This window comes from Lysinibacillus sp. GW823-FHT02G10, from assembly GCF_058797135.1.
This window is the reverse complement of sequence record NZ_JBXAJI010000001.1, coordinates 1,200,909-1,214,768: the sequence shown is the minus strand read 5'-3', so window position 1 is coordinate 1,214,768 and position 13,860 is coordinate 1,200,909. Positions and strand designations below refer to the sequence as shown.

Below are 13,860 nucleotides of genomic sequence, written 5' to 3'. Positions count from 1 at the left end.
CCTCCCACTTATCTCTATTATGTATATACAAGAAATGTGGAAATAGAACTTTGAAAGAGATTCACGTCATAGTAGAACTGTTAAACCAAGCATTGTTTAATAGCTTAATGCCTGTGTCAATCTCATCTTCCGCTAGATTAGCAAATCCAAGTAATACCTTTGCAGGCTGAACAACCAATGGATTTTCATAAAAAATAGATGTTGGGTAGACCTTAACACCAGCCATTTTTGCTGTATCAATCAATTCCTCTTCAGTCATCTTATTTTTTGGTTCAAGTAAAATATGTAAGCCACTGCTGGCTCCATAAATTTTCCCATTTTCCCCGAACTTTTGTTGAATGGACTTTAGTAATGCCTCATATCTTCGCTTATAACTATTTCGTGTTTTATTCAAGTGTCTCTCCCAATACCCACTCTCTATAAATAGCTGTAACGTATGCTGATGGAGTCTAGACACAGTTTGAACATAGTAATTGTTTTGATGAAATAAATCCATTAATTTTCTAGGTAATACCATATAGCTTAGCTTAATGGCTGGAATCAAAGATTTTGAAAAGGTGCCCATATAGATGACGCGATCACTTGAATCTAATCCCTGTAGTGCAGGAATCGGTTTTCCAGCATATCGAAATTCCCCATCATAATCATCCTCGATGATATAAGCATCTTCTTCCTTAGCCCACTCTAGTAATGCTAATCTTCTTGAGATAGGCATAACCGTTCCAAGGGGAAATTGATGGGAGGGTGTGACATAAACAGCCTTGATGTTATTGTTTCTTAAGGGATCGATATGAATACCATGCTCGTCAAGTGGGATTGGTTTCACCTTTATACCATTATCTTTAAACAAGTAACGAACGCGATAATAACCTGGATCTTCCATAGCAAAAAGCTCATTCCGTCCAATTAGGTTACATACGATACCAAGAAGAAACTGCAAGCCTGCTCCTATAACGATTTGCTCTGCACTGCATTGCACCCCTCTTGATTCATAAAGATAGCTTGCCATATAATTTCTTAATTCCAGCTCTCCCTGTGGATCTCCATATAAAAGGAGTTGAGCCTGTTCTTCATCAAGGCTCTGCATTGATAATTTACGCCATATTTTAAAGGGAAAATCTTTTAAATTAATATCTCCATAATTAAAATCGTACTTAATTGCTGGTCGTTCTTGTTTCTGCTGAGTCGCTAATTGTGGTTCAAAATGATGAGGGCCTCCTTGAAAATAACCTTTTTCAAGATCAACCACATATAGTCCATCTCGCTCTTTACTTATCACATAGCCCTCTGCAAGGAGCTGCTGATAAGCTGCATCTACAGTGTTGCGACTAATCTGTAAATGTTTAGCTAGACTACGCTGAGACGGCAATTTGCTTTGAGCCCTTATCTTTCCGTTTTGAATTTCTGCTTTTATATAGTTATATAATTGAAGGTAAAGTGGCTCCTCATTATTCAGGTTTGGTGTCATTTCGAGCATGATTTTTGGCTCCTTTAGAAATAGCGTTGTTGGCACTTTTATGAGGTGCCAGTGATTGATTATAATAAAATCTACATCGTTGAGTAGAAAATGTAAAGATGTGCCTACATAATTATTTGTTTATTCAAAAAACTCACGATGATTTTATGTATAAGGAGAGGTTTCCATGTATGTTCCTAAGTATTACAAAGTATCGGATTTAGAAGAAATCAAAGAATTTATTCAACATAATTCCTTTGCAACAATCGTTTCAATTCGAAAAGGTAAGCCTATTGCAGCCCATATACCCGTGTTGCTGAAAAAAATCGAGGATGACTATTATCTGACAGGTCACTTAGCCTATGGTAACCCTTTATGGAAGACCTTTGAGGAAGTACAAGACATTCTCGTGATATTTAATGGTCCACATGCCTATATCTCTTCCTCTTGGTATGAGCATGAAAATGTGCCAACCTGGAATTATCAAGCTGTCCATGTATATGGAAAGGCAAGTCTGATTGAAGGAATAGCTTTAGAACAAGATTTGACTAGCTTACTTGAAAAATATGAGTCATTCCGTGAAAATCCTGTGTTGTGGGATAAACTATCTCCTGAGCTTTTGCAGCAAGAAATGAAAGGAATAAAAGGGTTTAAAATAAAGGTGGAAGAAGTGCAGGCAGCCTATAAATTAAGTCAAAATCGAAATGCTAGTGATTACGCCAACATAATAAAGGAACTTTATAAAGAGGAAAATCCACATGCTGATGCGTTAGCTGAGGCGATGAAGAAAAATAGAAGCCATTAAAATAGCAGGCAGAAATGTTGTGAATCAACGTTTCTGCCATAAAATTTAGGCAAGTGTTTTCGTCATGATAAGATCAATTTGTTCTTCATCACCCATATAAAATGAATGGGCGCCTGTTTGGACAAAGCCTATTTTCTGATAAAAACCGATGGCACTGTCATTTTTCTCCCAAACCCCTAGCCAAATGCTTTTTTTGTTTTGAGCCACAGCCTCCTCTATTGCTTTATTCATAAGGTATTTGCCAAGCCCTTTTCCTTGATATTGATGTCGAACATAAATTCTCTCCACCTCTAATGACTCATTCCCCATTAGTTCGGATTGTGCTTCGTTGACATTTACTTTTAAATACCCAGCTATTTCTTCCTCATAATAGATAAAATAGAATGCTGAATCCAAATTGGCCAATTCCTTCTCTAGCTGTTGCTTATGAAAGGCACGCTCTAAATAAGCCTTCATATTTTCAGGGGAGTTCTGGTCTTTAAATGTATCATTAAATGTTTCAATACTTATTGCTTGAAGCTGTTTTAAATCTGCGTGCTCACACTTCTCTAATTTAACAGACATTGATTCCACTCCTTTGTTGTAAACTCTTTCTGGATTTTATATTGCAAATGCAATAAAAAGAGTATATAGTCAATTTAACGCAATTTTGTTGTATTTGCAATAAAAATAGTAGGAGGAGATCTTTTTGTTGAAATATGTCTTTTATGTAGTGGGCATTTTAATTTTAACGCTAGGTATTTCGCTCACGATTCAATCTAAACTCGGCACATCACCTTTCGATGCGCTTCTAGTAGGATTATCTAAAAATGTGGGGCTAACTGTAGGTAGTTGGGAAATCATCTTAGCTCTCCTATTAATAGGTAGTAATTCCCTATTAGCTAGACAAAGACCTGAAATTTTAGGGTTGGTTACTGCATTGATCACTGGCATAGGGATTGATATGTGGTTATTTTTATTACATGATATAGTGTCCCCAGATCTTTGGTTTAGCCAAGCTGTCTGTTTTACCACTGGATTAGTTGTAGTTGGGTTAGGAACGGCAACTTATTTACATACAAATTTTGCACCAATTCCTGTAGATCGACTTACTTTGATCATCAAAGAATTAACAAGAAAAACGGTTTTCTTCTCAAGAACCCTTATTTATATTTTATTTTTAATGTTAGCTATCATTTTTAATGGCCCCATCGGTGTCGGGACCTTATTAACAGTTTGCTTAGGTGGTTATATCCTCCATTTTTTTATGCCGATAACTGGAAGAATACTAGATAATATACTGAACAACTCCTAAAATATAAAACCAGATTCTCGTTCAAGAATGAGCTCTGGTTTTGATGACTAATTTTCCCCAAATTCCACACCGTATTGATTGAAAATGGCTTGGTATTTATTTTGAAAAATGGACCACCTCTGTTCGGTTCCATGCTTCTTCTGCAATGCATTATAATAGAGCTTTGCTGTTGTTACATCATTGGCTTGTAATAACAAATGAAAACTTTCTTCGCCCAAGTGCAAAAATGGCCCTGCTATATAATAATCAACAATGGATCTTGCAGAAGTCATCGTTTCATAGAAATTATGAACCTCCTCTAACCCCAGCAGCAATAATTTTGTTATTTCGTCCAAATTTGTAGTGGCTGTGATGGAAAATCGATCAGGTGCATCTTCGACAATGGAGTTAATCCTTCCTCGGAAGTGACATTCTGCTTCTTTGGGTGCTGTCACCATTTCTCTTGATTGTAGCCGTGCTAGCTCTGCCGCATATATCCCACAGTTCACATAAAACATCATAGTGTCGGCTGTATTACCAGAGGATTTTTGGAAATTGATCAGATAGATAAGGTTTTCAGTTGTTCGATAGAAATTCAATCCTTTCTTTTTAAAGCCTAGCTTGATTAGAAATGGCTTGATGTCCTGTTTTATTAATTCATTAAAAATTTGCTGCAATGGAATACCTCCTTCTCCTTTAGTATCCATTCGATTTATGTTTCCTTATTATTTCATTAGCTCGCAGCTGTATTTCTTCATGTTGAACCTACTTATTTTATATAGTTTAACGTATCCATTGCTCAAAAACATAAATTAAGGCTAACTTTTCCTATCTAACAGTAAACGACTTTGCAGTTACGGGAGCTACATAAAAGCAGAATTTTCTACCACCATCCTTAGTGTCATAACGTAGTATCACCTAAAAATAATAATGTTTAAATAACCGTTATGTTGGAAAGCCACTATTACAATAACGATTTTTCAATTGGATAAAACGTTTAAATTAACACTTATGTCCCTATAAATCCATTAATTTCATATATTTTTAGTAAAATTGCCCATTATTATTGCAAAAGTTTTACACAATTAAAATTAAGGTTTCAATTTTGGTGATTAGGGGTAATTGGTAATATTATTGAAAAATAACTCTGCCCTATTTCATGCTATTCTTACTTTAGTTCAAAGGCGAAAGCTTTTTGAGAGGAGTAAGATTGATTTGAAGAAAAAATGGTTACTACCCATTTTCGCATCGTTTATGTTCTTTACAGGTATGGGTATTCATGATGCGAAAGCGGCAACAATAGCAGATATAACAAATACAGCCAAAGCATATATAGGAGCTCCTTATAAATATGGAGGAACGGATATTAAGACAGGTGTGGATTGCTCTGCATATACACAGTTAGTTTTTTCTAAGCTAGGCATTTCATTAGAGCGTACATCTAAAGCTCAATACCAACAAGGTACTTCGATCGCAAAAGACAATTTAAAAACGGGTGATCTCGTATTTTTTAATACATCTGGAAGCGGTGTTTCACACGTTGGTATATACATAGGTGACAATAATTTTATCTCAGCTACTACAAGTTCTGGGGTTAAGGTAGATACAGTGAATGACCCATACTATTGGGGTTCACGTTATGTAGGGGCAAAACGTATTGCCAACTTCTCAGATTATGGAGAAGTAAAAGATGCGGAAATTGACTTTAGCATATATGCATCGCGTGGTGAGGTAGCTCTTCGATTAGCTAATAAATTACATTTAGATACGAGTAATACGAATTCAAGTTTCCCAGATATTAAGCCTTCGTCTAAATATGCAGGTGCTGCAGAGGCACTTAAAAAAATTGGCGTTTTTACGGGTGATGATAATGGAAAGTTCAATCCTGGTTCTCCAATGACACGTGGACAACTATCTAAAGTCTTAGTGGAAGCATTTCATTTAACACAACAAGGGACAGCTGAACAATTTATTGATGTTCCAGGCTCACATTGGGCAAATAATTATGTAGGGATCCTTGCTTCGAATAAAGTAACCGTAGGTAAAGGTGACGGCACATTCGGTGTGAACGACAATGTCACATTGGTCCAATTAGAAGCCTTTATCCAACGATTAGCTCAATAACTACTAGAATAGGTATTTCATCTATAGATGAAATGCCTTTTTTTAGTCTTACTAGGTTTCCCCACCTCTATATAAAATTTCTTAAGAAAAAACGGGCGTTGCTAAACTGAAGCAACACCCGTCTACTATTATTCCTCTACCTGTTTTCCAGCAACTTCCCCACCTGTGTGATTATCATAGTTAGGCTTAACTCGCTTTATAAAGAAGGCAAGTATGAGTGCGATGGCCGCAATCAATGTGGAAAGGAAGAACGTATAATTGATGCCATGTAGCATGGCTTCGTTTAAGATTTGCTGTTTTACTTCGCTGGCAGACTGTGTCGTAGCCTGTGCTGCATTGGCACTCATATTGTTCATCGCAGCTGTAGCCAATTCCTCTGCCTTGGCAGTTGTTTTATTGTTCATAATCGTAATCAGCACCGCAGAACCAATCGCACCAGAAACCTGTTGTAATGTGTTGTTCATAGCTGTACCGTGTGGATTATTGTGTGCTGGTAGCTGATTTAAACCATTTGTCATCACGGGCATCATTACCATAGACATCCCAAACATACGTAATGTATACAGCAGCACCAATGTAGAATAAGCTGTATCCATGCTAATTTTACTGAAGTAATATGTCGTAACAATGGTAATGATCAAGCCAAATACAGCCAAGCTTCTTGCCCCGTATTTATCAAAGAGCTTCCCTGTAATCGGAGACATAATTCCCATCACTATGGCACCAGGCAGCATGAGTAGACCTGAATCCATTGGGGAAATACCACGAATGGTTTGTACGTAAATAGGCATTAAAATCATAGCCGAGAACATCGCCACCGAAATAACGATGGAGATGGCTGAGGATAAGGCAAACATTGGATATTTGAAAATCCGAAACTCAAGCATGGGCTCATCCATTCGTAGCTGACGAAGGGTAAATGTAATTAAAGCAATTGTCCCAATAATAATTGTTCCATATACAAGGATATGATCCCATCCTTTTTCACCTGCGGAACTAAAGCCATAAAGCAAGCCGCCAAATCCAATGCTTGATAGAATAAGAGAAATCACATCGAGCTTAATGGCACGTTGTGGTGTCACATCCTTTAATTTAAAGGCTGCAAAAATTAAAGTTAAAATGGCAATTGGTAGCACAAGATCAAATAACATTCTCCAGCTATAATGCTCGATTATCCAACCAGAAAGCGTCGGCCCGATCGCTGGAGCTGTAATCATGACAAGACCGAACATTCCCATTGCAGCTCCTCGTTTTTCAACTGGAAATGCAGTTAGCATCACATTCATTAATAAAGGCATCATGATTGCTGAGCCTGCAGCTTGAATCATACGTGCTGCTAATAACACACCAAATGCAGGTGCAATACTAGCTAGAAATGTACCTAATGTAAACAGAGCCATCGCTGTAATAAATAATTTTTTATCTGTAAAGCGTTGAATGAAGAATGCACTGGCAGGAATTAAAATACCGTTAATTAGCATATAGCCTGTTGAAAGCCATTGTACTGCAGTGGCTTTCACATCGAATTCGTCCATAATGGCTGGTAGTGCAATGTTGAGTAAGGTCTCATTTAAAATAGCAACAAAGGCCCCGATAAATAAAATGGCAATCATGCCATAAGGCGCTTTTGTCTCAACTGAAATGGTTTTCTCTGACATATAGTATCAGTCCTACTTTCTTTATCTTTTTCAATTTCATTCACATGTTTAGGAAGCCATTTGATTGTCTCAAACAATGGAGCTTCTTCGTGTGTTTGTTCCCCCAATCTGCTGTTTTGCCCCTGCTGATTTCATCGCAACCACCCCTCAAAAAAATTAAAATTAAAATTGTTGACGACACAATAGATTGTATTGTATAATTAAAATAGGGATAATGTGCGGTATAATAATTATACAGTGTCTATCTCTATAAATTTATCACAAGACTATACATATTTCAATGTATTTCTCATAAATTTTTTCCCAAAAAGTCGATCCCTGAACTACAGGAATGCGACTTTTTTTGTTGTCGTTATTTTTTAAATATTCCTTCCCTAGTGTTAATTCATAATGTAGGCGGCTTCTTGTAAGTGTAGCGGCGATTATGCAAAACACTAATGATAGCTCCACCAAATTGTCTTCTTGCACTACTCAACTACTTTTAATGAAAAAAAGCAGCCACCTAGTATCGATTGAATATCGAGACTAAGTGGCTGGATGGTGTTTTTTTAACTAAGATTTAAGTGTCCGTATAGAAGGGGTGCCTATTTCCCCACTATACCTTTGTGGGAATTAAAATATAATAAGGTGTGACTGCCTTGATGTTTTCTCATCAGCAGCCTAAAGCTAACGATTGAGACTGTTTGAACAGGTAAAACTGAGAAAACCAACGATACTTGTTGTGAATTTTTTAAATCTCTTGATTAAAGTGTTTGCCTATTTTTATAGCGAATCAAGTGAACTACCTCTTCACTGATATCTTTCTCTTGCTACTAATAGGTTTGTCCTATCACCTTCCAGATCATAAAAAATTTCATTACTTGTGTGAATAATTGTGAATCCATCCACACTGCCATGATAGTAGTTAGCCTTGATGGATAGTTGTTATCCATGACTCTATCTTAAATACTTTCTAGCGAATTTAAACCATCCACTTAAGCACTTTCTTAGCCATCCACTTGGCTATAATTTACAAAATTACTAGAAGCTATTTAGAGCTTGTGCAAACCTTTTAATCCCCTCATTGATTGAATGAACATCCTCCCTCGCATAAGTGAAGCGTACAAAACCCTTTTTGGAGCCCATCGTAGATCCAGGAACATAAATGACGCCTCGCTTAATGGATTCCTCAAGTAATTGCGTTTCGTTATATTCCTTGAGAACATGACACCATAAATGTATCCCACCTCGAGGAATGGAAAACGTCACTTCGTCCTTTAAATACATATCGAGGCTCTGTACAATGGTATCTCGTCGTGTTTCTAATTCCTTCACTAAATGCTTAATATGCAAATTAAAATTAGGGGATTCTAAAAAATCATTGGCAATCCATTGCGTGAAACTAGAATGCCCAAAGTCAATTTGTTGCTTGGCATCGGATAGTCGTTCGATTACAGATGTAGGACCAACAATCCATCCTATTCGTAAGCCTGAGGCTACAATTTTGGACAAAGAGCTAATATATAAAACATTCCCGTTCTTATCGAGCGATTTAAGCGTAGGCATTTTATCCCCCGAAAAAGCTGTTAGGCTATAGGGGTCATCTTCTACTACTGGTATACCTAGTTTAGAGGATATGTCTAGAATAGCTTCTCTTTTCTTTAAATCTAAGGAAGATCCCGTAGGATTATGAAAATCAGGATTTAGAAAAATCATTTTAATTCGATGTTTTTTATATAATACTTGCAAATCATCCGGGTTAATGCCATCCTTATTGACAGGAAGATAATGGATTTGTAAGCCTGCTGTTTTAAATATAGGCAGATTAAAGTTGTAAGAAGGATCTTCTATGGCGACTGCATCTCCAGGCTTTAACAGGCATTGGACAATCAAATGTAGGGCTTGCTGTGCTCCTGAAGTAATCAGTATGGAGGAAGGCTTTGTCTCAATTCCTCTGCTTTTTTTAATATGCCGTGAAAGAGTTGTCCGTAATATGTCACTCCCTAAAGGATGGTCATACCCAAGGCTACCGATAAATGAACGCGTTGCGGTAATTTCTCTCAAGGCGCTTTTGGGAAAAAGATCCTCGGATAATTCGCCAGTAGCTAGATTAATTAATTTATGTTCAATAGCCTCTTTTCTAATTTTTTGGGTAACAGGAAGGTTCGGTAAAAAGGAACCTGCCTCAATATAGCGATTCCAGCTAGGAATTCGTTTCCTCGTAATGCCCCAGATGTCTTTGCTAATGGTTGTGCCACTTCCACGATTTCGTTCAATCAGCCCCATTGCTTCCAATTCATCGTATGCATTAACTACCGTACTTCTGTTTACACTCAAAGCGTTTGCTAAATAGCGCTCAGATGGTAAGGGTTTATCGGGCGGGAATGTCCCATCTGCAATCCCCTTTTCAATGTATTCTGCGAGCTGCTTATAAATCGCTTTTTTTACTGTTCGATCAGGTTTCCAATCCATGTTTACTCACCTCAGTTATGCCTTATCCTTTCTTAGCTCTAGTAAATAAGCTAAAAAGACAATCATACTATAACAATATTTGAAACTAACCATCCATTTCCTTATTAATTTCACCATCCACTTTCAATTTCAATCCATTTTTTTTGATAAAAGCCCTTATTTGATGCGCATTTCCCTCTATAAAATTATACTGAAATTATTTTTCTCGTTTGAGAACATTCTGTGTTATCTTGGAAAACGCCTTGTCTTTCAAAAGAAGTCCCCCTATTATAAAAATCAATTGTGAATCGAATTCCATACAAACCCGTAGTAGCCTATAGCACTTCAATGAAACAGTTAAAGGGGTTTGTTTATGAAAAAAAGTTGGCTCAGATTAATTGGTCTTTCCACTATTGTCACTATGCTAACAGGCTGTGACCCATTGTTAGTATTAGATCCAAAAGGACCTCAAGCTCAAGTGCAAGCCAAAGATATTATGCTTTCGATAGGGATTATGTCCTTTATCGTACTCATTGTTTTTGTGTTGTTAGCTTATATGTTAGTGAAATTTCGTGCATCTAAGCAAAGCCCTGACTATAAGCCTCCCCACATTAAAGGGAGTACAAAGGTGGAAATCATTTGTGTAGGTATACCCGTTTTAATTGTAGCGTACCTATCCTTTATTTCTGTTGAAAGTAACTATAAGGTGGAATCTACACCAGAGAAATACAAACAGGAAGAGCCGTTAATCATTTATGCTTCAACATCGAACTGGAAATGGCATTTTAGCTATCCAGAGGAAGATATTGAAACGGTGAATTATTTGTATATTCCTGCAGAGCGTCCTATCGAATTTAAACTTTATTCTTACGGACCAATTACAAGTTTCTGGATTCCTCAACTGGGTGGTCAAAAATATGCAATGGCCGATATGGTGAATACATTGCATCTGGCTGCGGATCTACCTGGGGAGTATATGGGGAGAAATGCAAACTTTAATGGTAAAGGGTTCGCTGAAAATACGTTTAACGTAACAGCAGTGACTCAGGATGAGTTTGATGATTGGGTGAAGGAAGTAAAAGCAACAGCTGAACCATTAACAGAAGAAAAATTTAATACGTTGCTAGAACCAGGACACGTTGGCCAATCAACCTACACTGGTACACATTTAACATTCCTGCCAGCCCCTGAGGGTGAGAATGGTGGACATCAGCATGGCACATCACACATTAAAGATCATGCTTCTCAACAAAACGATCATTAATTAAAAGGAGACATAGTCATATGGAGTACTTCGAACGATTTGCTATACCCCATCCAAGCCCAGCTATCTATGCATCGATGGTTGCGATTGGACTGACGGTGATAGCAATTATAGTTGGCTTAACCTACTTTAAAAAATGGGGCTACCTTTGGCGTGAATGGTTAACAACCGTTGATCATAAACGTATTGGTATTATGTATCTAATTTCTGCCCTTCTGATGCTTTTCCGTGGTGGAGCAGATGCGATTATGATGCGCGCCCAAATGGCTGTACCTGACAATACATTACTTGATGCGCAGCATTATAATGAAATCTTCACAACACATGGAACAGTCATGATTATTTTTATGGCCATGCCTTTTATTATGGCCTTTATGAATTATATTGTGCCCTTACAAATCGGTGCAAGAGACGTTGCTTTCCCGCGATTGAATGCACTAAGCTTTTGGCTATTTTTCATGGGGGCCATGCTACTAAATATATCCTTTGTTATAGGTGGCTCCCCTGATGCTGGCTGGACGAATTATTTCCCTCTAGCAAATAATGAATTTAGCCAATCTGTAGGAACAAACTATTATTTATTTGCCTTACAGATTTCAGGTCTTGGCACATTAATTACTGGTATTAATATGATTGTGACGATACTTAAAATGAGAGCACCAGGCATGACACTTATGAAAATGCCGATGTTTACGTGGTCTTCATTAGTAGCAAACGTAATTATCGTTTTTGCCTTTCCGGTTTTAACGGTTGCCTTAACGATGGGAACTTTTGACCGACTATTTGCTACTAATTTTTTCACAACATCCGATGGTGGTATGGATATGCTGTGGGCAAACTTTTTCTGGGTCTGGGGGCATCCTGAGGTTTATATCCTGATTTTACCTGCCTTTGGGATCTACAGTGAGATCATTTCTACTTTTTCAGGACGCAATCTCTATGGCTATAAATCAATGGTCGGCTCCATGGTAATCATTTCCTTCCTTTCGTTTTTAGTATGGACACATCATTTCTTTACGATGGGACAAGGTGCTTTAACAAATAGTATTTTCTCGATTACAACGATGGCTATTGCCGTCCCAACTGGGGTTAAAATTTTTAACTGGTTATTCACCCTTTGGAAAGGAAAAATTGTTTTTACAACGCCAATGCTTTACTCCATGTTATTTATTCCTACCTTTACAATAGGTGGCGTAACGGGTGTAATGCTTGGCATGTCAGCCGCTGACTATCAATACCATAACACAATGTTCTTGGTTGCCCACTTCCATATGGTGATTATTCCTGGTGTTGTCTTTGCTATGCTAGCTGGCTTACATTACTATTGGCCAAAAATGTTTGGCTTTATGTTGAATGAAAAAATCGGCAAGTGGACGGCTTGGATTATTGCCGTCAGTACGCTGCTAGCCTTTATGCCAATGTTTGTCTCTGGCTTAGATGGACAAGCACGCCGTATGTACACTTATTCTGCCTCTACTGGTTTCGGGCTGTGGAATATGATTTCGTTTATCGGTGCAATTGGCTTAACAATTGGTTTTATCTTAATTGTTTACAATGTTATTTACAGTATTCGTTATTCACCAAGGAATGTTGGGTCGGATCCATGGGACGCTCGCACATTAGAGTGGGCTACACCAAGCCCTGTGCCTTATTATAATTTTGCCAAGGTTCCACACGTGATTTCAACAGAAGCGTTATGGGATGCAAAATATCATCAGCATGAACTGTTCCCAGAGCCATATGAAAAGATTCATATGCCGAATAATAGCGGTGTACCTTTCATATTAGGCTGTATTTTCTTTGCATGGGGCTTCTCCTTTGTTTTTGGTATGTGGATACCAACAATTCTCACAACCATTGGTATTTTTATCTGCATGGCTCACCGTTCATTGGAAAAAGATCCAGGACACTATGTACCTGTCGAAAAAGTGAAAGCAACGGAATCGAAATTGCGAGGTAGTCAATTATGAAAATCGATCAATCACTTCCTTTAGAATATAGTACTCAGCAAAATCAATTGAATATATTAGGCTTCTGGGTGTTTATTGGTGCTGAAATTATGCTTTTCGGCACATTATTCGCAGGTTATTTTGTTTTAGTAGACCGTACTGGGAATGGTCCAACAGGAGCGGAGATTTTTGAAATTACACCTGTTTTATTTGAAACGTTTATTCTTTTAACAAGTAGCTTTACCATTGGCTTAGGTATACATGCTATGCGTAAGGGCTATACGAAAGCAATGATATGGTTTTATGTTTTGACATTAGTACTCGGTGTCGTATTTATTGGTTTTGAAGTTTACGAGTTTATGCACTATATTCATGTTGGTGCGAGCTTACAGACGAGTGCCTTTACGGCTGCCCTTTTAACAACATTAGGAACACATGGTGCACACGTTACCTTTGGGGTATTTTGGGGAATGTTCATCGTCTATCAGCTCATCCAACGTGGTTTAACACCAGAAACAGCCAATAAATCGTTTATCTTCTCTTTATACTGGCACTTTTTAGATGTGGTCTGGATTTTTATTTTCAGCTTCATTTACTTGAAAGGAATGGTGTAACATGAGTGATTTATTCCCGATGAAACAAGTCATGGGGTTTGGTGTGTCCATAATCCTTACGATCATTGCGGCATGTGTATATTTTTTCAATCTATCTTTTCCAATTACCATGACTATTTTATTAGTCACAGCATTTATTCAGGCAGGCTTGCAGTTAGTTGTCTTTATGCATGCTGGTGAAACAAATGATAAACCAGCCATCTATACCAATATTTATTATGGCTTAATCATTGCGCTCGTGACCATTTTCGGAACATTATTATGTATGATTTGGGGTTATATCTAAA

General features: G+C 37.6%; 12 protein-coding genes. 7 read left to right on the top strand and 5 right to left on the bottom strand.

Features of this window, described 5'->3' with window-relative positions; translation table 11 throughout:
- Positions 1 to 61: 61 nt before the first annotated feature.
- On the bottom strand, positions 62 to 1,477 hold the full coding sequence (gene pdxR / locus AC1RFD_RS06325) for a MocR-like pyridoxine biosynthesis transcription factor PdxR (RefSeq protein ID WP_103118135.1): 1,416 nt from the start codon (positions 1,475 to 1,477) through the stop codon (positions 62 to 64).
- Between the two features lie 166 nt (positions 1,478 to 1,643).
- Between pdxR (AC1RFD_RS06325) and AC1RFD_RS06320 the strand changes: the two genes are divergently transcribed.
- The gene (locus AC1RFD_RS06320) at positions 1,644 to 2,261 is read left to right on the top strand and encodes an FMN-binding negative transcriptional regulator (RefSeq protein ID WP_237900843.1); all 618 of its coding nucleotides are present in this window, start codon (positions 1,644 to 1,646) and stop codon (positions 2,259 to 2,261) included.
- A 45-nt stretch (positions 2,262 to 2,306) separates the two neighbouring features.
- Here the strand turns inward: AC1RFD_RS06320 and paiA are convergent, their stop codons facing one another.
- The gene (paiA, locus tag AC1RFD_RS06315) at positions 2,307 to 2,825 is read right to left on the bottom strand and encodes a spermidine/spermine N(1)-acetyltransferase (protein WP_066036756.1); all 519 of its coding nucleotides are present in this window, start codon (positions 2,823 to 2,825) and stop codon (positions 2,307 to 2,309) included.
- 127 nt (positions 2,826 to 2,952) lie between these two features.
- Here paiA and AC1RFD_RS06310 point away from each other — a divergent pair, with 127 nt between their 5' ends.
- Positions 2,953 to 3,555: a YczE/YyaS/YitT family protein gene (locus AC1RFD_RS06310; protein ID WP_131520219.1), complete on the top strand. Its 603-nt coding sequence runs from the start codon at positions 2,953 to 2,955 to the stop codon at positions 3,553 to 3,555.
- Positions 3,556 to 3,602: 47 nt separating this feature from the next.
- Here the strand turns inward: AC1RFD_RS06310 and AC1RFD_RS06305 are convergent, their stop codons facing one another.
- Positions 3,603 to 4,211, bottom strand: a complete 609-nt coding sequence (locus AC1RFD_RS06305) for a DUF4304 domain-containing protein (protein WP_288582480.1) — start codon at positions 4,209 to 4,211, stop codon at positions 3,603 to 3,605.
- Between the two features lie 538 nt (positions 4,212 to 4,749).
- Between AC1RFD_RS06305 and AC1RFD_RS06300 the strand changes: the two genes are divergently transcribed.
- Positions 4,750 to 5,658 (top strand): C40 family peptidase, encoded by a 909-nt coding sequence (locus tag AC1RFD_RS06300; protein WP_048392783.1) that lies wholly within the window; start codon positions 4,750 to 4,752, stop codon positions 5,656 to 5,658.
- Positions 5,659 to 5,786: 128 nt separating this feature from the next.
- Here the strand turns inward: AC1RFD_RS06300 and AC1RFD_RS06295 are convergent, their stop codons facing one another.
- Positions 5,787 to 7,316 (bottom strand): DHA2 family efflux MFS transporter permease subunit, encoded by a 1,530-nt coding sequence (locus AC1RFD_RS06295; protein WP_492474639.1) that lies wholly within the window; start codon positions 7,314 to 7,316, stop codon positions 5,787 to 5,789.
- 1,020 nt (positions 7,317 to 8,336) lie between these two features.
- Positions 8,337 to 9,767: a MocR-like pyridoxine biosynthesis transcription factor PdxR gene (gene pdxR, locus AC1RFD_RS06290; protein ID WP_431810498.1), complete on the bottom strand. Its 1,431-nt coding sequence runs from the start codon at positions 9,765 to 9,767 to the stop codon at positions 8,337 to 8,339.
- A 352-nt stretch (positions 9,768 to 10,119) separates the two neighbouring features.
- Between pdxR (AC1RFD_RS06290) and qoxA the strand changes: the two genes are divergently transcribed.
- The 4 genes from qoxA to qoxD are packed head-to-tail and all read left to right on the top strand — an operon-like array spanning position 10,120 to position 13,859.
- Entirely contained in the window at positions 10,120 to 11,010 is an 891-nt protein-coding gene (gene qoxA, locus AC1RFD_RS06285) for a cytochrome aa3 quinol oxidase subunit II (protein WP_054550145.1), read from the top strand.
- Positions 11,011 to 11,030: 20 nt separating this feature from the next.
- Entirely contained in the window at positions 11,031 to 12,980 is a 1,950-nt protein-coding gene (gene qoxB, locus AC1RFD_RS06280; protein WP_048392790.1) for a cytochrome aa3 quinol oxidase subunit I, read from the top strand.
- The gene (qoxC, locus tag AC1RFD_RS06275; protein ID WP_048392792.1) at positions 12,977 to 13,573 is read left to right on the top strand and encodes a cytochrome aa3 quinol oxidase subunit III; all 597 of its coding nucleotides are present in this window, start codon (positions 12,977 to 12,979) and stop codon (positions 13,571 to 13,573) included. Before qoxB ends, qoxC begins: the two co-directional genes overlap by 4 nt.
- Position 13,574: 1 nt before the next feature.
- Entirely contained in the window at positions 13,575 to 13,859 is a 285-nt protein-coding gene (qoxD, locus tag AC1RFD_RS06270; protein ID WP_036079092.1) for a cytochrome aa3 quinol oxidase subunit IV, read from the top strand.
- Position 13,860: the final 1 nt, after the last annotated feature.